This is a genomic window from Saccharothrix sp. CB00851 (assembly GCF_001905065.1).
Taxonomy (GTDB): Bacteria; Actinomycetota; Actinomycetes; order Mycobacteriales; family Pseudonocardiaceae; genus Actinosynnema.
Genome location: NZ_LWLC01000016.1, coordinates 79,708 through 99,360, shown reverse-complemented (window position 1 = coordinate 99,360; position 19,653 = coordinate 79,708). Strand labels below are relative to the sequence as shown.

Sequence of the window (19,653 nt, the reverse complement as noted above, 5' to 3'; positions counted from 1 at the left end):
CCGATCCCCCGAATCGCCGGCGGCGGCACGGCGTCCTTCCGTACGCTGGGCTGCCAATGGGTGACGTGACGGTGAAGACCACCGGGGGGTGGCCGGGGCTCCGGTTGTTCGCCCGCCTGCCCGCCTGGTTCAGGTTCGTGCTGGTGGCGCTCGCCGTGTTCGTCTGCGGGGTGATCGCGTCACGACCCGCCGGTGCGACGGACACCTCGCCGTTGAGCGGTGACATCGCCACGGCGGCCCGGGCGGTCGAGGCGATGGCCCACCCGTCGACGGCGAACCCCCTGGTCGAGTTCCCGGCGGACTTCAACGAGGTGACGAACCGCCGGCCCGTGGTCGTCACGGCGGCGGACGGCACCACGCGGGCCATCGACCCCAACGGCGGGTGTTCCGGGCCCGCGGGCGACACCGAGTGGGACTTCGGCACCGGCTGCAAGGCGCACGACCTGGGCTACGACCTGCTCCGCTACGCCGAGCACAAGGGCCGCCCGCTCGGCCAGGACGCCCGCAAGTCCCTCGACGCCCGGCTCGCCCGCGACATGCACGCCCAGTGCGACGTCAACCCCCGCGGGCACGCCGCCCGCTGCCACGCCACCGCGCAGCTCTACGCGGCCGGCCTGGAGTTCAACTCCTGGCGGCAGAGGTGGGGGCCGCCGGGGCACGAGCCCGTGCTCGCCTGGGGCTTCGGCAGCGCCGTCGTGGTGTTCCTGCTGCTCGCCCGCCTGCCCCGCAGAAGAGGACCCGACGACGACCCCGTCGACGCACCCCGACCACGGGCCACGAACGACCGCTACGCCACGTTCCTGCGGCTGAGCGCGCTCGCGTTGGTGGTCATCGGACAGTCCTTGATCACCGTCCTGCACTGGGCGGGCGTGAGCGCGAACTGGCTGTGGCTGCTCACCTGGGTGTTGCAGGCCGTGCCCGTCTTCTACTTCGCGGGCGGCCACGCCAACCTCGCCGGCTGGCACGCCGTCCAGGCCGACCACGGCGGCTACGGCCGCTACCTGGCCGCGCGCATCTCCTGGCTGCTGCGTCCCGTGCTGGCGTTCGTGCTGGCCTGGCTGGTCCTCCCGCTGCCGCTCGAACTGCTCGACGTGGACAAGTCGCGGGTGGAGATGTTCGGCAGGCTCATCGCGCACCCGCTGTGGTTCCTCGGCCTGTACGTGGTCGCGGTCGCCGCCACCCCGGTCATGGCCTGGTTGCACCGCAACGCCCGGCTGGTCACGCCGGTGGCGCTGGTCGCCGCCATGATCATGGTCGACCTGGCCCGCCTCGGCTTCGCCTGGCGCACCGGCGGCTACCTGAACCTGGTGCTCGGCGCGCTGCTGTTGCAGCAACTCGGCTTCTACTACGCCGACGGCAGCCTGCACCGCGTCTCGCGCAAGGTGCTCAGCGCCCTCGCCCTGGCCGCCGTGCCCGCGTTGCTCGCGCTGATCACGTTCGGCGGCTACCCGCGCACGATGATGCCGCTGCCCGGCGAAGGCAGCTCGAACCTCAGCCCGCCCACCGTGTGCCTGCTCGTGCTCGGCCTGGCCCAGATCTGCCTGGTGCTGCTTCTCAAGCCCCGTGTCACGGCCTGGCTCGCGGGCGGGCACCCGTGGCGGGTCGTCGAGTTCGCCCGCACCGCGCCCATGACGGTCTACCTCGGCTACCTGACCGTGCTCGCCGCCGTGGTCGGCGTCCTGGGCCTGCTGGACTCACCGGCCGCCTTCGACTGGGTCGCCACGAAACCGCGTTGGCTGGCCGTGCTGGTGCTGCTGCTCCTGCCGCTCGTACTGCTGTTCCACCGCTTCGAGCGCGCTGCCGCGTTCAGCCCCAGCCGCACCCGGGAGACCCACCGCACCCGGCTCGCCGTCACGCTCGGCGCCGGTTACGGCGTGCTGGGCGTCCTCGGGTTCGTGGTGACCGGGTTCGCGGGTGCCGCGGGCACCCTGGTCGTGTTCAAGGTCGATCCGCTGCAGAACCTCATCCACCTGCTGCTCGGCTGGTACCTGCTGCACACCGCGCACGCCGGCACGTGCCACAGCCGCCGTCCCTGGCTGCTCACCGCGCTGGCCTGCGTCCCGCCGCTGCTCGTGCTGGAGCCGACCGTCGCGATGGTCGTCCTGCACGGTGTGACGATCGCCGCGGCCCTGCTCGCGGCGGTGCCGAAGCAGCACCAGGCACACACCGGTGAACACCGGCAGCCACGTCCCGCGCTCCAGCACCCATAGCGCGTCCGACGGCGGCGTGTGCAGGCCCCGCAACGGGCCGAACACCGCGCCGACCAACGTCACCACCAGCAACGCGCTCTGGTGCACCAGGAAGATCGGCAACGCCCGCGCGTTCAGCGCACGGGCCCGGAACGACGGCCGGACCAGCAGCACCAGCCCCACCTGCGCCATCGACACCTGCGCCGCACATGAGCCCGAGGTCTGTCATACCCCCGTACTACGCGCGCGAAACCCCCGCCCATACCCGACGGGCCACGCCCGGGACAAGCCGTTGCGGCGGGCGAACACCACCGGGTAGGCAATATGCAGAGCTGTGCGCCCCTACTCCGTGTTGGAAGATGGCTGAATGCACCCGCAGCAAGATCCGGATCGCTGGTCGCGGCTCCAGGCCGTGGCCGGTGAGGCCCTGACCGCGGCCAAGGTCGGGGAGGACGCGGTCGCGGTCGACCTCGTCACCGGGTACCTCAGCGGCTCGCCCGAGGGCAACGAGGAGATCCGGGAGTTGGTCCTCCTGCTGTTCTCCGAGTGCAGCGCCATGGTCGCCGCGCTCGGCTCGGGCGGTGCGACACCGGTCAAGATGCAGGTCTTCGACGAGGACGGGCAGGAGGTGCCGATCGACGACGCCGATCCGCCCGTGCGCACCGCGATCCGCACGCTGCTCGCCGAGGTGCACGGCGACGAGGAGGCCGCCGCCGAGCAGATCGAGATCGCGCTGGCCAACGGGCAGCCGCAGGAGCTGGCCACGGTGGTGCTGCAAGCACTGCGGTGGACGGTGAAGCTGGCCGTCGAGTGCGCGATGCGCGACCTGCCCGTGTCGCCGTGGATCGCCACCGCCCTGGACGAATAGTCCCCATCGCCCGTTTCCCCACGCCATCGCGCGCACTGAACCGTAAAGACCCTTGCCTTTTTATTTGGTCTAGACCATTCTCCGTGATGGGCGCGATTCACCCTGCCGATCCCGCCGAGGAGGACTCCTCATGTCACGACGATCGAGCGCGCTGCTCGCAGCAGGCGCACTCGCCCTGGGTTCACTGGTCATCGGCCCGGCCGCGTCGGCGGCACCGGGCGTCACCGCCACGTTCGCCAAGACCCAGGACTGGGGCAGCGGCTTCGAGGCCAAGTTCACCGTCACCAACGGCGGCCCGTCCGCCATCACCTCGTGGCGCATCGAGTTCGACCTGCCCGCGGGCACCTCGCTCGGGTCGTACTGGGACGCGCTTGTCACCCGAACGGGTGATCATTACGTGGCGACCAACCGCGAGTACAACGGCACCGTCGGCGTCAACGCCACGGCGAGCTTCGGCTTCGTCGGCACCGGCCCCGGCGCGCCGCTCAACTGCACCGTCAACGGGGCTCCCTGCACCGGTGGCGGCGGCGGTGACACGGTGGCACCCAGCGCGCCCGGCTCACTGCGCGTCACCGGCACCACCAGCAACACGGTCTCGCTCGCGTGGACCGCGTCGACCGACAACGTCGGCGTGACCGCGTACGACGTCTACCGGGGCAGCGCGGTCGCCACCACGGTCAGCGGTACGTCCGCGACCGTGACCGGCCTGAACGCCTCCACCGCCTACACGTTCACGGTGCGGGCGCGGGACGCCGCGTCGAACACCTCGGGCTCGTCGAACCAGGTCACCGCGACCACCCAGCCGGGCACGAACCCGGTCGGCGGTCGCGGCGCGCCGTACCTGTTCCTGGGCTGGGGCAACCCGCCCGCGCCGGCCACGATCATGAGCACGACCGGCGTCAAGTGGTTCACCATGGCGTTCGTGCTGTCGTCCGGCGGCTGCAACCCCGCGTGGGACGGCATCCGGCCGCTGACCGGTGGCATCGACGCGCAGGCCATCCAGCAGATCCGGGCGGCCGGCGGTGACGTGGTGCCGTCGTTCGGCGGGTGGAGCGGCAACAAGCTCGGCCCGAACTGCTCGACGCCCCAAGCGCTGGCCGGCGCCTACCAGCAGGTCATCAACGCCTACGGGCTGAAGGCCATCGACATCGACATCGAGAACACCGACGAGTTCGAGAACGCCGCCGTGCAGGACCGGATCCTGGAGGCCCTGAAGATCGTCAAGGCGAACAACCCGGGCATCCAGACCATCGTCACCTTCGGCACCACGACCACCGGCCCGAACTCGTGGGGCAACCGGCTGATCGAGCGGGCGGCGGCGATCGGCGCGGGCATCGACGTGTTCACGATCATGCCGTTCGACTTCGGCAGCTCGAACATCGGCACGGACACGATCAACGCCACCACCGCGCTGAAGAACAAGCTGAAGGCCGCGTTCGGCTGGTCGGACGCGGAGGCGTTCCGGCACGTCGGCATCTCCGGCATGAACGGCCTGTCCGACCAGCGCGAGGTGACGACCACCCAGACGTGGACGCAGCTGCGCGACTGGGCGAAGTCCAACGGGCTGGGCCGGTTCTCGTTCTGGGCGGTCAACCGCGACCGCGGCGAGTGCGACGGCCAGGTGTCGTCCAACTGCAGCGGCATCCCGCAGGCCGACTGGGAGTTCACCCGCATCACCGCCGGTTTCTAGCCGAGCCGCTCGGTCACCGGCTTCGTCGGCGATCACGGCCTCAGCCCCGGCAGACCCGGCACACGCCGCGGAACCACTGGCGTCGCCCGTTCGGGTCCCCTCCCGCCACCCGCCGGCGGCGGGAGGGGTCTTCCCGGAGGTGGACTCGCGGCTCACATCATGCGGCCGACGCCAGCGCTGCGTGACGGTCCGCGACAGGGCGTCCACGTCCTGGGACGCTTAGGGTTCCCGTCATGCGCACCGCACTGATCGGCTACGGGCTCGGTGGAGCCGCCTTCCACGCACCGTCCCTGTCCACCACGCCCGGCTTGGCGCTGGCCGCCGTCGTCACCGGCAACCCGGAGCGGCAGGCCGAGGTGGCGTCCCGGTACCCGTCGGCGGAGTTGATCGGGTCGGTCGACGAGGTGTGGCGGCGGGCCGACGAGTTCGACCTGGTCGTGGTGACCACGCCGAACCGGTTCCACGCCGCGCACGCCCGTACCGCGTTGGAGCACGGGCTGAACACCGTGGTGGACAAGCCGTTCGCGTCGTCGGCGGCGCAGGCCCGGGAGTTGGCGGAACTGGCGGCGGCGCGCGGGCTGCTGCTGGCGCCGTTCCACAACCGGCGCTGGGACGGCGACTTCCGCACCGTGGCCAGGCTGGTCGGCGAGGGCGCGTTGGGGCGGGTGCACCGGTTCGAGTCGCGGTTCGAGCGGTGGCGGCCGGAGGTGAAGGAGGGGTGGAAGGAGTCCGGCGACCCGGCCGACCTGGGCAGCATCGTGTTCGACCTGGGCACGCACCTGGTCGACCAGGCGGTGGCGTTGTTCGGGCGGCCGACGGGCGTGTACGCGGAGGTGCGGACGTTGCGGCCGGGTGCCCGGGCGCACGACGACGCGTTCCTCGCGCTGACCCACCCGTCCGGCGCGGTGTCGCACCTGTGGGCGTCGGCGCTGGCGGCGTCGCTGGGGCCGCGGTTCCGGGTGCTGGGCGACCGGGCGGCGTACGTGAAGCACGGGATGGACCCGCAGGAGGAGGCGTTGAAGGCGGGCGCGGTGCCGGGTGGCCCCGGTTGGGGCGAGGAGCCGCCCGAGCAGTGGGGCGTGCTGGGCACCGAGACGGTGCGCACGTCGCCGGGGGCGTACCAGGACTTCTACGCGGCGGTCGCCGCAGGTCAGGCCCCTGTTCCGGTGGCTGATGCGGTGACCGGGCTCGAAGTGGTCGAGGCGGCTTTCGCGTCCGCGCGGACCGGCACGGTTGTCTCGCTGGACTAATTTCTTGTCAGCCGTATCTCTTACTGTCTAAGATACTTGCCATGGCAGGCAAACACGTGCAGGTACTGGTGGTGGGGGCGGGACTCGCCGGCTTGTTCGCGGCGTTGTTCCTGGCGCAGCAGGGCATCGAGGTGCTGGGCGTCTCGAAGCACCGGGGGACGTCGCCGCACCCGAAGGCGACCGGGCAGACGCACCGGACGATGGAACTGCTGCGCCGCGCCGGGGTCGCGGACGAGGTGCTGGCGGGAGGCGCGGGGCTCGACGGCGGCCTGGTGATCAAAGTCGCGGAGAGCCTGCGCGGTCGGGTGTTTCACACGATCGTGCAAGAGGACCACGAGTGGGACGCGTCGCTGAGCCCCGAGCGGCCCGGGATGGCGAGCCAGGACCACGTCGAGCCGGTGCTGCTGCGGCGGGCGCGTGAACTGGGCGCGGAGGTGGTGTTCGAGACCGAACTCGTGTCGTTGGCGCAGGACGACGACGGGGTCACGGCACGGCTCCGGTCGGCGGGCGGTGAGCGGACCGTTCGGGCGGAGTACGTGATCGGGGCGGACGGGCACCGGGGCGTGGTGCGTTCGTTCGCGGGGATCGAGCGGCGGGGCCACGGGCCGTTGTCGCACCACGTCGGGGTGGTGTTCGACGCGGACCTGTCGGCACGCATCGCGTCCGACAAGCTGACGTTGTTCTACTTGCGGAACCCGGCGTTCACGGGCGCTTTCGTGGCGACGAACACCGAGCGGCGCAACGTGCTCACGATCGAGTACGACCCGGCGCGCGAGTCGGTGGCGGACTACCCGCCGCGGCGGTGCGCGGAGTTGGTGCGGATCGCGACGGACGCGCCGGACCTGGAGCCGGACATCGTGGAGATCACGGCGTGGGAGATGGGCGCGTGGCTGAGCGACCGGTTCCGGGCCGGGCGGGTTTTCCTGGCCGGTGACGCGGCGAAGGTGACGCCGCCGACCGGGGGCCTCGGCGGCAACACGGCGATCGGGGACGGGTTCGACCTGGCGTGGAAGCTGGCCGAGGTGCTGAGGGGTGAGGCAGGCGAGGGGCTGCTGAACAGCTACGAGGCCGAACGCCGACCGTACGCGAAGCTCGTGGTGGACGGCTCGTACGCCAACTACGTGCAGCGGTTCGCACCGCACCTGGCGGGCCCCGACGTGCCCGACGAGGTCGACCACCTGCACCTGACCCTGGGCTACCGCTGCCGTTCGAACGCCGTGCTGATCGAGGACGCCGACCCGGCGCCGATGGAGAACCCGGCCGACCCGACCGGCCGCCCGGGCTTCCGCGCGCCACACGTGATGGTGGACCACAACGGCCGTCAGATGTCCACTTTGGACCTGTTCACCACCTGGACCCTGCTGACCCCGAACCCCGCGTGGCGCATCCCCACGCCCGGTCTCCACATCCCCGCCATCTCCGACCCGACCGACACCCTGGCCAAGCGCTACGGCATCGGCCCGACCGGCGCCACCCTGGTCCGCCCCGACGGCGTCATCGCCTGGCGCACCACCACCTCCCCTACCCCCACCTCCACCATCCCCCTCCCCACCCTGAAATCCCTCTGACCACCGCGTGAGTCGAACACTCAGGCCCCGTGTGTCCCACGTTCGCGTCCCGCGTGTCCTACGTTCCGGTACCCCGAGTTGAACACTCAGAACACGGCCAGCCGTCCCGAGTGTTCAACTCGGGGTACGCGAACGTAGGACACGCCCGTTCTGAACGTGGGACACGCGGGACCTGGAGGTACGGCTCTCGCGGTCAGGGGGTGGGGTGGCGGCGGAGGGTTTCGCCGACGGCGAGCAGGGAGAGGGCGCTGATCAGGGCGCCCACGATCAGGTACAGGGAGATCGGCCACGAGTCGTGGGTCGGGGTGGCGGTCAGCAGCCACGTCGCGACCACCGGGGACAGGCCGCCACACCCAGCACAGCACCGACCTGGTAGCTCAGCGAGACGCCGCTGTAGCGGACGCGGGTCCCGAACAGCTCGGCGTAGTAGGCGGGCATCGGCCCGAACACCGCCGCCGACCCGGCGAACGCCAGCACCATCGCCAGCACCACCAACCCCGGCGACCGCGTCTCCAGCAGCCAGAACAACGGGAACGCGAACACGCCGAGGAACGCCGCACCGCCGAGCATCACCGGCAGCCTGCCCACCCGGTCGGACAGCCGCGCGAACACCAGGATCGCCACCGCCTGCGCGAACGCCCCGATCAACCCGGCGTTCAACAACGTGCCCCGCGCCATCCCGAGCTCACGCGTCCCGTACGACACCGCGAACGTCGCCACCACGAAGATGAACATGTTGAACCCGAGGTTCACGCCCGCGCCCAGCACCACCTTCCGCCACGACTGCCGCAGCACGACCGCCACCGGCAGCCGCACCGCGCCGACGGCCGACCGCGCCTCGCGGAACGCCGGGCTCTCCTCCACCGACAGCCGCACGTACAGCCCGACACCCACCAGCACCAGGCTGAACAGGAACGGCACCCGCCAGCCCCAGGTCAGGAACGCGTCGCCGGACACCGCGGTCGACGCCGCCATCGCACCGTTGGCCAGCAGCAGCCCGAGAGGTGACCCGAGGAACGTCCAGCTGCCGTACCACCCGGTCCGCCCGACCGGCGCGTGCTCGACCGCCATCAACGTCGCGCCACCCTGCTCACCGCCCAGGAAGAACCCCTGCACGACCCGCAACAGCACGAGCAGCACCGGCGCGGCCAACCCGATCGAGGAGTACGTCGGCAGCAGCCCGATCGCCGCCGTGCACAAGCCGGTCGCGGTCAGCGTCAGCACCAGCATCGGCCGCCGCCCGATCCGGTCGCCGAAGTGGCCGATCACCACCCCGCCCAGCGGCCGGGCCAGGAAACCCGCGCCGAACGTGGCGAACGCCAGCAGCGTGCCGATGCGCGGGTCGAAGGCCGGGAAGAACAGCTTGTCGAACACCAGCGCCGCCGCGGTGCCGTAGAGCAGGAAGTCGTACAACTCCACGGCGTTGCCCGCGCTGCTGGCCAGCGCCACCCTGCGCACCTCGGAAGCCATTCACCCACCCTGGCCCGCGCGGGCACGCCACCGACCTCGACAGTGATCCACATCACATCACATCACCGCACGGCTACCGACGAGTAGCGCAACACCGCGGCTGATCTTGTCGAAACCACACGATCCGGTGAGATGCCTGGAGTTGAGCGGCAACCGGCGGTCAGTCTGGGGAGCATGGCACCACTCCCCTTCTTCGCGGCGATCGCCGCCCTGATTCCCAGCTTCGCCGCTCCCGAGTCGAGCTTCGTGCTCAGCGTGCAGCGCGGCGAATCGGTCCAGTTCTCCAACCTGACCTGCGAACCCGCCGGCGGCCTGCACCCGAGAGCCCAACAGGCCTGCCTGGCGTTGTCCGGTGTGGACGGACAGATCGGCGGGCTGTCGACCGGCGAGGCCCTGTGCACGCTGGAGTACGACCCGGTGCGGGTCACGGCGTCGGGCACGTGGCGCGGCGAGACCCGCGCGTTCGAGGCCGAGTTCCCGAACCCGTGCGTGATGCGGGCCGAAACCGGGCCGGTCTTCGACTTCTGACCTGAATCGGGGCAACCGACGCCTCCACCGAGACCATCACCGGGTGCACCACCCGGTCTAATCCGTCCGAGTGATCGGATCTCTGCTCAGGACACGCACCGTCTCAGGTAGACCGTTCTATCCTCCGCGCGAACCGCTTGGGGGAAACGCATGGGTGATGTCCTGCTGTACACGGTCGGCGTTCCGCTGACCTTCCTGTCCCTGGTGCTCGGCATGGCGCTGGCCGCACGACGCATCCTCGGCCTGCACGTCGGGCTCATCCGCACCACGCTCGCGTGCATGGTCGGCCTGTCGTCCAGCGAGGCCGCGCTGAGCGCCATGCCGGGCCCGGACACGACGCCGGCGCTGGCGACGGTGCAGATCGGGGTCGCGCTGCTGCTGATGATCGGCCTGCTGACGTTCGCCGAGATCGTCGTGCCGACCGGCTCGATCCCGCCGCCCACCGAGTGGTGGCGCGCCCTGCGCGGGCGGATCTCGCGCGCCCGCCGCTACTCCCGCATCACCGCGATCGCGTTCCGCCACGGCCTCGGCCCGTACCTGCGCGGACGGGAGCGCACCGACACCCGCTTGGCGCGGTCGCTGCGGCTGGCGCTGGAGGAGGGCGGCGTCACGTTCGTCAAGCTCGGCCAGGTGCTGTCGACCCGGCCGGACCTGCTGCCGCCGGACGTGGTGGACGAGCTGACGCTGCTGCAGGACAAGGTGCCCGCCGCGCCGTGGCCGCAGGTGCGCCAGGTGCTGGTGGACGAGCTGGGCCGGCCGCCGGAGGACGTGTTCGCCGAGTTCGACGAGCGGCCGATCGCCGCCGCGTCCGTCGCCCAGGTGCACCGGGCGCGGCTGAGGTCCGGCGAGGACGTGGTGGTGAAGGTGCAGCGGCCGGGCGTGCGGCGGGTCGCGGACGGCGACCTGGACATCGTGAACCGGCTGGCGTCGACGTTGCACGACAAGACGCGCTGGGGCAAGGCCATCGGCGTGCGCGACCTGGCCGCCGGGTTCTCCGCCGCGTTGCGCGAGGAGCTCGACTTCCGGGTGGAGGCGCGCAACCTGGCGGCCGTGCGGGCGGCGTCCGACGGGACCGACGTGGTGCTGCCCGTCGTGCACGAGGACCTCTGCACGTCACGCGTTCTGGTGATGCAGCGGCTGGACGGCGTGCCCGTGCGGTCGGCGTCGTTGGAGTCGGTGGACCGGGACGCGCTGGCCCGCACGTTGCTGGACGTGCTGCTGCGCCAGGTGATGGTCAACGGCGTCTTCCACGCCGACCCGCACCCCGGCAACATCATGCTGCTGGGTGACGGCAGGCTCGGCATGCTCGACTTCGGCTCGGTGGGCCGGATCGACGCGCAGCTGCGGTCCGCGCTGGGCAAGCTGCTGCTGTCCATCGACCACGGTGACCCGGCGGGTCTGCGCGACGCGTTGCTGGAGCTGGTGGCCAGGCCCGACGAGATCGACGAGCAGCAGTTGGAGCGCGCGCTCGGGCAGTTCATGGCACGGCACCTGAGCACCGGCATGCGGCCGGACGTGGAGATGTTCGGGGACCTGTTCAAGCTGGTCTACCGGTACGGGTTGAGCATCCCGCCGGAGATCGCGGCGGTGTTCCGGGCGCTGGCCACGGTGGAGGGCACGCTGGGTGCGCTGTCGCCGGGGTTCAACATCGTGGTCGAGTCGCGGTCGTTCGCGGACAAGCAGTTCAGCGCGCACCTCACGCCCGAGTCGCTGCGGCGCACGGTGACCGAGGAGTTGCACGCGATGCTGCCGATGCTGCGGCGCCTGCCCCGGCGGGCGGACCGGATCTCCAGCGCGCTGGAGCAGGGGCGGCTGGGGTTGAGCATGCGGCTGTTCGCGGACGAACGGGACCGGCAGTTCATCGTCTCGCTGCTGCACCAGGTGATGCTGACCGTGCTGGGCGCGACGGCGGGCGTGATGGCCGTGCTGCTGCTGGGCGCGGAGGGCGGTCCGGAGGTGGGGCCGGACGTGTCGCTGTTCCAGGTGTTCGGCTACAACCTGCTGGTCATCAGCGTGCTGCTCGGGTTGCGGGTGGTGGTGACCATCTTCCGGCCACGCGGTTGACGCACTTGGTTGACGTGCTTGGTTTGCGGTGCAAACCTGATTGGGTGGCAGACCTGCTGGGCGACCTCGCCGACCTGCGCCGTCGGGCGCGCGCGGACCGGCACGCCTACCCGTTCCCGCTGCTGTTCTTCGGCGTCGCGTCGTTCCTGGCGCTGCCGCTGTACGCGCCCGCCGAGACGCCGTCACGAGGACTGGACGTGCGCTATCCCGTGCTGCTCGGCCTGTACTGGCTGGTCGTGCTGGTGGCGGGTGGCCTGGCGACGGTGTGGTGGTACCGCAGGCGGGGGGCGCGGGTGGGCATCGAGACGTCCACGCGGGGCTACCTCGGCGCGCTGGCGATCGGCCTGAGCGGTCCGGTCGTGGGGTTGGCGCTGGACAACCTGCCGCTCCGGTTCCACTCGGGCACAGCAGCCGGGTTGATCGTGCTGGCGGCGGCGACCGTGCTGTGGCGGCGGCGCGCGCCGCGGGTGGTGACGTTGACGGCGGCGGTGCTCGGCACGGTGGTGCTCCAGCACGACCAGCCGGTGATCGCGCAGTTCATCGCCATCGGCCTCGGCCTGGTGGTGCTGGCGGCGCTGGAGCGCAGCACCCGGTTCACCACCATCACCGCGGCCTACCTCGTGGTGCTGTGCGTGTCGGCCGGCTTCACACCGCTGGAGGTCTCACCGCCCACCACCTGGTCGATGGGCAGCGTGGTCCTGCTGCCCGCGTCGGTGCTCGTCGTCGGCGGCCTGGTGGGGTTGCGGCGTGGGTGAGCACCCGACCGCGTCGCTGGACGACGTGGTGCACCAGAAGCACCGGCTGGGCATCCTCACCGTGGCGGCCGAGGCGAAGCGGGTCGAGTTCGGCTACCTGCGGTCCACTTTGGAGTTGACGGCGGGCAACCTGTCGCGGCACATCGCGGTGCTGGAGCAGGCCGGGTTGGTGGCGGTGGAGAAGGGGTACGAGGCCAGGCGGCCGCGGACGTGGGTCAGCGTGACGCCGGCCGGGCTGGCCGCGTTGGCGGCGGAGATGACGGCGCTGCGCGCGCTGGTCGAGCGGCACGTAGCCTCGCAGCCATGAGCATCCACGACATCCCGCTGCGCACGCTGTCCGGTGAGCCGTCGAGCCTGGGCGCGTTGGGGGGCAAGGCGTTGCTGGTGGTGAACGTCGCCTCGAAGTGCGGCCTCACGCCGCAGTACAAGGGTTTGGAGCGCCTGCAGGAGCGGTACGCGGCGCAGGGGTTCTCGGTGGTCGGGTTCCCGTGCAACCAGTTCGCCGGCCAGGAGCCGGGCACGGCGGAGGAGATCGCGACCTTCTGCTCCACCACGTACGGCGTGACGTTCCCGCTGTTCGAGAAGATCGAGGTGAACGGCCCGTCCCGCCACCCGCTGTACGCCGAGCTGACCGCGTTCGCGGACGCCGACGGCGCGGCGGGTGACGTCCAGTGGAACTTCGAGAAGTTCCTGGTCGCCCCGTCCGGCGAGGTCGTCGCCCGCTTCCGCCCGGCCACCGAGCCGGAGGACGAGGCCGTGGTGAAGGCGATCGAGTCGGTGCTGCCCTAGTCCGAGGCGCGGGAGGCAGCCACCAAGCCACCTCCCGCGCCGACCGGCATCACGCGAGCCGGTCCAGCGCACGGATGTAGGCGGGAGCGACACCCCGGATGCGATCAGCGGGAATGTCACCCGCGAGAGCATCCACAGCCATCCCGACACCGGGCGCCTCAGCGCGACCGAACTGCTCCCGCAAGTACTCGAGCCCGATGGACGTGACTTCTCCGACGAGGGGGTCGGCCAGCAGGGAACCGAACGACGCGACGACCTCCGAGCGCTTCCCACCCACCATGAGTCGGTACACGTCACCAGCGTCCTTGTCGGTCAACCTGTCCTGACCGGCGGCCACCAGGCGATCATGGATCTTGTGCGCCTTGGCCACCAGGAGAGCGGCCGGCCCCGCGACGTTGACGCGTACCGAACGCGGAGCACCTTTCAACGCCGAGATCGTCATGGGCGATCGGTCCACGACGCTGGGTTCCAATCCCTCGACCCTCCGCGCGGTCATCCGGGCGTGCGGCGCGATATCAGCACTGCGACGACCACGGCCAGCCATCTTCTCGCCGACCAGGAGATCCAGCTCGACCGGGACCTCGACACCGCCCACCATCTCCCGACGCCTTCAGAGCCCTGGCTGGTTCTCGTGCAACAGCGTGAGACCTGCGGCCCTCAGCCGCTCAGGGATCAGCGGTTCGCTGTCCAGGGTCCGCGGGTCGATCGCCAGATCGCCGTCCGAGGTGTGAGCGGCGACCGCGATTCGAGCATCCTGGGTGCGCAGGTACACCGCCTGGGCGCCGACGACGGTAATCGATGGCAGGTGATCTCGCAGCGCCTCCAGTCCGTCGAGCAGGACGTCGCGCGCGACGATTGTCAAATCCGCGACATCGACACCTTCGGGAATTTTGGACACCTGGCCTCGCTTTCAGTCGGCCGACGGGCCGATGAGCTTAACCACGATCAGTCAGCCACGATTGGGCGACCACGTGCGCCGCCATTCGGGTTCGCGGTCCATCATGTGCGCCAATACCCGTTCGGCTCCGGCGGGCAACCGGCCCGGCCCGGCCAGTCCATCGAGCACCAGTTGCGTCAAAGCAACGTAGGTCAGACCGTCGTCGGTTCTGGTGCGCTCGAACACGACCTGGTCGTGGGCGCTCAGCAGCAGGACGTCCGCGCCTTCATCGACCCGGAGCAATCCGAGTTCCTCAAGCCAGTCGTCCGATACATCCGACCCATTGTCGACGTAGAGCATCAATTGGCCGCCCACGGTTGTCGGTGCGACCTGATCTACGGCGTACGAGCCGGTGACAGCAACGCGGGAGGACCCACGGTAGGAAGCTCCCACTTCCCGCAACCCGGCCAGGACCGCGCGGGGACCGTTGAGCGAAACAGCACCGACGTATGAGTTGGCACGAAGGAGGTCGTAGGTCTGCGCACGTGCGCGCAGCAACTCGGGCCAGTCGACTCCGATGATCGTGCGTCCCTTGCGGCGTATCAGGAGCTGATCTTCCAGCCTGCCGAGCAAGCGGGATACCCAAGGCAGGCTCACGTCGGTGGCGACCGCGATTTCCTTCGGCTGGTAGGGAGGAGTGAAATCGGCCAGGAAGCGCACGACGCGACCAGCCCGGGGTCCGGCCAGCGTGATGTTCCTCGAACCCGCGTTCCCCGCCGGAGGATTCGGATCCTTCGACGCACCTTGCGTCTGGATTCGAATCGAGGGGTAGGCGATCGAGATGGAGGCGTTCCCCGTCAGGTCCAGATAGGCGATGTCCTGCTCACGCAACTTCTGCCGAGTGCGAGGACTCAGCCAAGGCGCCGCCACCAACAAGAGAATCGACTTGGCATGGACCAGGCGCAAGATGTTGTCGATCTGCCGGATTCGCGTCTCGACCTCGAGAGGTGTGAGTTCGGACTGCACGATCACGAGCAATTCAGCCGGGGTGCCACGCTCGTAGGGTGGGTTCACACGGATCCGCGCATCGACCATGGCATCGCCGTCACGGGCGTCGTCGGGCAGGGGGAGCCTCGCGACCGTCCAGCCGGCACCCAGGACTTCGCGCAACGAACCGAGCGCCTGCTCCAGCAGGCCTTCCGATCGTGGTTCGAGTTCGCTCACCGCCGCGCTCCTCACCCTGCGACACGTAGGGCGAAGCCTAGACAAACTTGCCTCGTACGGCGACTTGCCTCACCGAGGCAACTGAGAGGAAGAGGCAAGTCGCCATCCATCGAACCCTCTGGCAGCCCTTCGGCCGGCATCGTTCACCACGCCGAAGGGCTACCAGAGTTCACCACCGAGATGAAGCCGCCGCCGGGGTCAGCACTCGATGACGTTGACGGCGAGGCCGCCGCGTGCCGTCTCCTTGTACTTGACCTTCATGTCCTTGCCCGTCTCACGCATGGTCTTGATGACCTTGTCCAGGGACACGAAGTGCGAGCCGTCGCCGCGCAACGCCATCCGCGCCGCGGTGATGGCCTTGATCGACGCCAGGGCGTTGCGCTCGATGCACGGGATCTGCACCAGCCCGCCGATCGGGTCGCACGTCAGCCCCAGGTTGTGCTCCATGGCGATCTCGGCCGCGTTCTCGACCTGCTCCGGCGTGCCGCCCAGCACCTCGGCCAGCCCCCCGGCCGCCATCGAGCAGGCCGAGCCGACCTCGCCCTGGCACCCGACCTCGGCGCCCGAGATCGACGCGTTCTCCTTGAACAGCACGCCGACCGCGCCCGCCGTCAGCAGGAACCGCACCACGCCGTCGTCGGACGCGCCCGGCACGAAGCGGGTGTAGTAGTGCAGCACGGCGGGCACGATGCCGGCCGCACCGTTGGTCGGCGCGGTCACCACGCGACCGCCCGCGGCGTTCTCCTCGTTCACCGCGAGCGCGAACAGCGTCACCCAGTCCATCACCCTCAGCGGGTCGGTGGCGTAGTGCTCGGCCTCCATCCGGCGGCGCATCTCGGCCGCGCGACGACGTACCTTCAGCCCACCGGGCAGCACGCCGTCGATCGTGCAGCCGCGCTCGACGCACGCCTGCATCACGTCCCAGATGTGCAGCAGCCCCGACCGCACCGCCGCCTCGTCCCGCCACGACAGCTCGTTGGCCAGCATGACCTCGCTGATCGACAGCCCGGTCTCCCGGCACCGCGCCAGCAGCTCGTCACCCGTGCGGAACGGGTGCGCGACCGACGTCTCGTCGGCCTTGATGCGGTCCGTGCCGGTGGCCGTCTCGTCCACCACGAACCCGCCGCCGACCGAGTAGTACACCGCCGAGTCGACCACGTCGTCACCCGAGTGGGCGGTGAAGCTCATGCCGTTGGGGTGCAACGGCAACGACTTCCGCCGGTGCATCACCAGGTCGGTGGCCTCGGTGAACACGATGTCCCGCACGCCGGCCAGCCGCAGCCGCCCGGTGGCACGGATCTCCGCCAGCCGCCGTTCGGCGTCCTCCGGGTCGACCTCCTCCGGCCGGTGGCCCTCCAGCCCGAGCAGGACCGCTTTCGGGCTGCCGTGCCCGTGCCCGGTCGCGCCGAGGGACCCGAACAGCTCGACGTGCACCCGGTCGACCGAGTCCAGCGCGGGCCGCAGCCGGTCGGAGAACATCATCGCCGCGCGCATCGGGCCCACGGTGTGCGAGCTCGACGGCCCGATCCCCACCGAGAACAGGTCGAACACGCTGATCGCCATGGCGTCAGTCCCCGGTCAGTTCCGCGTACTTCGCCGCGGTCAGCAACCCCGTCGCGTCGGTCACCGCCACCTTGAACAGCCAACCACCGCCGTACGGGTCGTTGTTGATCAACGACGGGTCGTCCACGACCTCGGTGTTGACCTCCACGACCTCGCCGCTGACCGGCGCGTACAGATCGCTGACCGACTTGGTCGACTCCAGCTCGCCGCACACCTCACCGGACGTCACCGCGGCGCCGACCTCGGGCAGCTCCACGAACACGATGTCACCCAGCGACTCCGCCGCGTACGACGTGATGCCGATCGCCACGGGCTCCTGGGTACCCGGCGCCCAGTCCACCCACTCGTGCTCGGGCGTGTACAGCAGGTTGTCCGGAAAAGTCACGACAGCGCTCCCTCACGGCAAGGTCCTCCAGCCCCACTCTGTCCTGGGACCTGAGAGCTTCGCCGTCAACGACGGCTTGCACCGTGGGTGCGCGCGTGAGCACGCTTTCCAGAGTCGCCTCACCCGAGCGGTTCTCGCTGCCTGAGAGTGTGCGGGGTACTTGCTCCTTCGGCGCCCCGGCCTGTTCACCGAGGTCTCTCCCGCGCGGGTTCCGGCGCTCATGACGCGCCGCGGCCGATGTTCAGTTGGTTGGCCCGAACGCTAGGTGCCCGTGCCGACGGGTGTCAACGCGGCCGAAGGCTTGTTCGACAAGCACAACGCCACACCATCGCGTTGGTGCTACCGGCACGATGACACCGAAAACCCGTTAACGGACCTTTGGTGTAACAACGGCCGAAGGAGCCCACCGTGCGGATCGCAGTTCCCCGCGAGATCAAGAACCACGAGTACCGCGTCGCGCTGACCCCGGCGGGCGCGCACGAGCTGACGCAGCGCGGTCACGACGTGGTCGTCGAGACCGGCGCGGGCCTCGGTTCGGCCATCACCGACGAGGAGTACCTGGCCGCCGGCGCGAAGGTGCTCGCCACCGCGGACGACGTGTGGGCCGAGGGCGACCTGGTGCTCAAGGTCAAGGAGCCGATCGCCGAGGAGTACCCGCGGCTGCGCAAGGGCCAGGTCCTGTTCACCTACCTGCACCTGGCCGCCGACCGGCCGCTGACGCGGGCGCTGCTGGACTCCGGCACCACCGCCATCGCCTACGAGACCGTGCAGACCGCGAACGGCGCGCTGCCGCTGCTGGCGCCGATGTCCGAGGTGGCGGGCAGGCTGGCGCCGCAGGTGGGCGCGTTCTCGCTGATGAAGCCGTCCGGCGGTCGCGGCGTGCTGCCCGGCGGCGTGCCCGGCGTGCACCCGGCGCGGGTCGTCGTGATCGGCGGCGGCGTGGCGGGCCTGAACGCGGCCGCGATCGCCGTCGGCATGGGCGCGGACGTGCAGGTCCTGGACACCAACGTGGACCGGCTGCGCCACATCGACGCGCTCTACCAGGGCCGCCTGCGCACCGTGACGTCCAACCGGTACGCCGTGGAGCAGGCCGTGCGCGAGGCCGACCTGGTCATCGGCGCGGTGCTGGTGCCCGGCGCGAAGGCGCCGAAGCTGGTGAGCAACGAGCTGGTGGCCGACATGAAGCCCGGCGCGGTGCTGGTGGACATCGCGATCGACCAGGGCGGCTGCTTCGCCGACTCGCGGCCGACCACGCACGCCGAGCCGACCTACCAGGTGCACGACACGGTCTTCTACTGCGTGGCGAACATGCCCGGCGCCGTGCCGCGCACGTCGACCTACGCGCTGACCAACGTGACGCTGCCCTACGCCGTCGCCTTGGCCGACCAGGGCTGGGAAGCGGCGCTGCGCGCGGACGCGTCCCTGGCGCCCGGCCTGAACGCGCACGAGGGCCTGCTGACCAACCTGCCGGTCGCGCAGGCGCACGGGATGACCCACACGCCGATCGACCTCTGAGGCGCGAACCGCGAAGGGCCCCGCTCACAGCACGTGAGCGGGGCCCTTGCCTACGTAAGACGGCCCGCTCAACCAGCCTGGGGGTCACTGGGAGCGGGCCGCGTGACCAATCTTAGCCGGGAACAGGGCTCCGTGCCCAGCGGCCCCACCGATCCGGCCGAAGTGTCACCCCTGCGGTGGCAACACGCTGTGTACACGTTCAAGCAATCGAATGAACCTGGGTGATAACGGGTAAGTCACGACGGCCTCGCGACCGATGCACAGGACGGGAACTCCGCAGCTACGCAGCGGGGTCGTCCGCTCGCGCGGCGTTCTGCCGCGCCACCTCCGATCGGAGTGCAGATGGCTGAACCTGAGGGCTGGATCGACTGCCACGACCCCTTCGGGCGGGACCGGTCGATGACCGTTCTCGTCGAGAACGACCGAGTTCTGCTGGTCGCGCCGCCGGGCGAGTCCGCTGTGATGTCCGTCACGCAGACGCGCAGGTTGCACCGCCTGCTCGACCAAGTCGCCGACAGGATGTGAGCGGCGTGGACGAGGCACTGCGCGCCGCCGTGCTGCGCCGCCTGGCGTTGCTGGACGAAGCCGCGGAGACCGGCGAGGCGGAGGCCCTCGTGCCGCTCGCCCGGTCCGAGATCCACCGCCTGGCCGACGGGTGGCGGCTGCTGCTGACCGTGCACCAGCCCGATCCGGACGGCCGCTGCGGCGCGTGCCCCGGCATCCTGCGGCACAAGAAGTGGCCGTGCCAGGTGTGGACGATGGCGCACCAGCACCTCATCGGCGACGGCCTGCCGCACCGGCAACGCCGCCGTCCGCTGCGGACGCTGCGCCATTCGAAGGACGTCGAGACGACCACCGAGATACCGAGGGTCGCGTCGAAACCACGGCACGCCCTCCCCGAGTGACCCTCCTAAGGCA

At 70.5% G+C, this 19,653-nt stretch carries 20 protein-coding genes and 1 riboswitch; of the genes, 13 read left to right on the top strand and 7 right to left on the bottom strand.

Translation table 11 applies throughout. The features are described from left to right. The first annotated feature begins 56 nt into the window (after positions 1 to 56). From A6A25_RS17795 to rdmE, 5 genes are all read left to right on the top strand, one after another. The gene (locus A6A25_RS17795) at positions 57 to 2,210 is read left to right on the top strand and encodes a phospholipase A2 (protein ID WP_073891471.1); all 2,154 of its coding nucleotides are present in this window, start codon (positions 57 to 59) and stop codon (positions 2,208 to 2,210) included. Positions 2,211 to 2,556: 346 nt separating this feature from the next. Next, positions 2,557 to 3,057, top strand: a complete 501-nt coding sequence (locus A6A25_RS17790) for a hypothetical protein (RefSeq protein WP_073891469.1) — start codon at positions 2,557 to 2,559, stop codon at positions 3,055 to 3,057. A gap of 130 nt (positions 3,058 to 3,187) precedes the next feature. After that, positions 3,188 to 4,747, top strand: a complete 1,560-nt coding sequence (locus A6A25_RS17785; protein WP_073891468.1) for a cellulose binding domain-containing protein — start codon at positions 3,188 to 3,190, stop codon at positions 4,745 to 4,747. A gap of 233 nt (positions 4,748 to 4,980) precedes the next feature. Beyond that, on the top strand, positions 4,981 to 5,997 hold the full coding sequence (locus tag A6A25_RS17780) for a Gfo/Idh/MocA family oxidoreductase (RefSeq protein ID WP_073891466.1): 1,017 nt from the start codon (positions 4,981 to 4,983) through the stop codon (positions 5,995 to 5,997). Between the two features lie 41 nt (positions 5,998 to 6,038). Continuing rightward, positions 6,039 to 7,565, top strand: a complete 1,527-nt coding sequence (gene rdmE / locus A6A25_RS17775) for an aklavinone 12-hydroxylase RdmE (protein WP_073891464.1) — start codon at positions 6,039 to 6,041, stop codon at positions 7,563 to 7,565. A gap of 193 nt (positions 7,566 to 7,758) precedes the next feature. On the opposite strand, the gene A6A25_RS45550 is transcribed toward rdmE, so the two are convergent. Continuing rightward, the gene (locus A6A25_RS45550; RefSeq protein WP_241828769.1) at positions 7,759 to 7,899 is read right to left on the bottom strand and encodes a hypothetical protein; all 141 of its coding nucleotides are present in this window, start codon (positions 7,897 to 7,899) and stop codon (positions 7,759 to 7,761) included. Then, positions 7,878 to 9,035 carry an MFS transporter gene (locus A6A25_RS17770; protein WP_241828768.1) on the bottom strand — a complete coding sequence of 386 codons (1,158 nt, stop codon included), beginning with the start codon at positions 9,033 to 9,035 and terminating at the stop codon, positions 7,878 to 7,880. Before A6A25_RS17770 ends, A6A25_RS45550 begins: the two co-directional genes overlap by 22 nt. Before the next feature lie 174 nt (positions 9,036 to 9,209). Between A6A25_RS17770 and A6A25_RS17765 the strand changes: the two genes are divergently transcribed. From A6A25_RS17765 to A6A25_RS17745, 5 genes are all read left to right on the top strand, one after another. Next, positions 9,210 to 9,563: an SSI family serine proteinase inhibitor gene (locus tag A6A25_RS17765; RefSeq protein WP_158073755.1), complete on the top strand. Its 354-nt coding sequence runs from the start codon at positions 9,210 to 9,212 to the stop codon at positions 9,561 to 9,563. A 150-nt stretch (positions 9,564 to 9,713) separates the two neighbouring features. Continuing rightward, the gene (locus tag A6A25_RS17760; protein ID WP_073891460.1) at positions 9,714 to 11,627 is read left to right on the top strand and encodes an ABC1 kinase family protein; all 1,914 of its coding nucleotides are present in this window, start codon (positions 9,714 to 9,716) and stop codon (positions 11,625 to 11,627) included. Positions 11,628 to 11,671: 44 nt separating this feature from the next. Beyond that, positions 11,672 to 12,382, top strand: a complete 711-nt coding sequence (locus A6A25_RS17755) for a hypothetical protein (protein ID WP_073891458.1) — start codon at positions 11,672 to 11,674, stop codon at positions 12,380 to 12,382. Further along, a complete protein-coding gene (locus A6A25_RS17750; protein WP_073891456.1) occupies positions 12,375 to 12,689 on the top strand; it encodes a winged helix-turn-helix domain-containing protein in 315 nt (104 codons plus the stop codon). Before A6A25_RS17755 ends, A6A25_RS17750 begins: the two co-directional genes overlap by 8 nt. Beyond that, a complete protein-coding gene (locus A6A25_RS17745) occupies positions 12,686 to 13,171 on the top strand; it encodes a glutathione peroxidase (protein ID WP_073891454.1) in 486 nt (161 codons plus the stop codon). Before A6A25_RS17750 ends, A6A25_RS17745 begins: the two co-directional genes overlap by 4 nt. A gap of 49 nt (positions 13,172 to 13,220) precedes the next feature. Here A6A25_RS17745 and A6A25_RS44760 read toward each other — a convergent pair whose 3' ends face one another. From A6A25_RS44760 to gcvH, 5 genes are all read right to left on the bottom strand, one after another. Then, positions 13,221 to 13,769, bottom strand: a complete 549-nt coding sequence (locus tag A6A25_RS44760; RefSeq protein ID WP_198932753.1) for a hypothetical protein — start codon at positions 13,767 to 13,769, stop codon at positions 13,221 to 13,223. Between the two features lie 12 nt (positions 13,770 to 13,781). Beyond that, the gene (locus A6A25_RS44755) at positions 13,782 to 14,069 is read right to left on the bottom strand and encodes a hypothetical protein (RefSeq protein ID WP_198932752.1); all 288 of its coding nucleotides are present in this window, start codon (positions 14,067 to 14,069) and stop codon (positions 13,782 to 13,784) included. Positions 14,070 to 14,120: 51 nt separating this feature from the next. Further along, positions 14,121 to 15,272, bottom strand: a complete 1,152-nt coding sequence (locus tag A6A25_RS17735; RefSeq protein WP_143193231.1) for a hypothetical protein — start codon at positions 15,270 to 15,272, stop codon at positions 14,121 to 14,123. Between the two features lie 198 nt (positions 15,273 to 15,470). Beyond that, on the bottom strand, positions 15,471 to 16,835 hold the full coding sequence (locus tag A6A25_RS17730; RefSeq protein WP_073891452.1) for an L-serine ammonia-lyase: 1,365 nt from the start codon (positions 16,833 to 16,835) through the stop codon (positions 15,471 to 15,473). A gap of 4 nt (positions 16,836 to 16,839) precedes the next feature. After that, on the bottom strand, positions 16,840 to 17,220 hold the full coding sequence (gcvH, locus tag A6A25_RS17725; RefSeq protein WP_073891450.1) for a glycine cleavage system protein GcvH: 381 nt from the start codon (positions 17,218 to 17,220) through the stop codon (positions 16,840 to 16,842). Positions 17,221 to 17,338: 118 nt separating this feature from the next. Next, positions 17,339 to 17,433: riboswitch (glycine riboswitch) on the bottom strand. Between the two features lie 195 nt (positions 17,434 to 17,628). Here gcvH and ald point away from each other — a divergent pair. The 3 genes from ald (at position 17,629) to A6A25_RS17710 (ending at position 19,640) form a co-directional block, all read left to right on the top strand. Next, on the top strand, positions 17,629 to 18,735 hold the full coding sequence (gene ald, locus A6A25_RS17720; protein WP_073891448.1) for an alanine dehydrogenase: 1,107 nt from the start codon (positions 17,629 to 17,631) through the stop codon (positions 18,733 to 18,735). A 342-nt stretch (positions 18,736 to 19,077) separates the two neighbouring features. Continuing rightward, a complete protein-coding gene (locus A6A25_RS17715; protein ID WP_053719587.1) occupies positions 19,078 to 19,260 on the top strand; it encodes a hypothetical protein in 183 nt (60 codons plus the stop codon). A gap of 5 nt (positions 19,261 to 19,265) precedes the next feature. Beyond that, the gene (locus tag A6A25_RS17710; protein ID WP_073891554.1) at positions 19,266 to 19,640 is read left to right on the top strand and encodes a hypothetical protein; all 375 of its coding nucleotides are present in this window, start codon (positions 19,266 to 19,268) and stop codon (positions 19,638 to 19,640) included. The last annotated feature ends 13 nt before the right edge of the window (positions 19,641 to 19,653 follow it).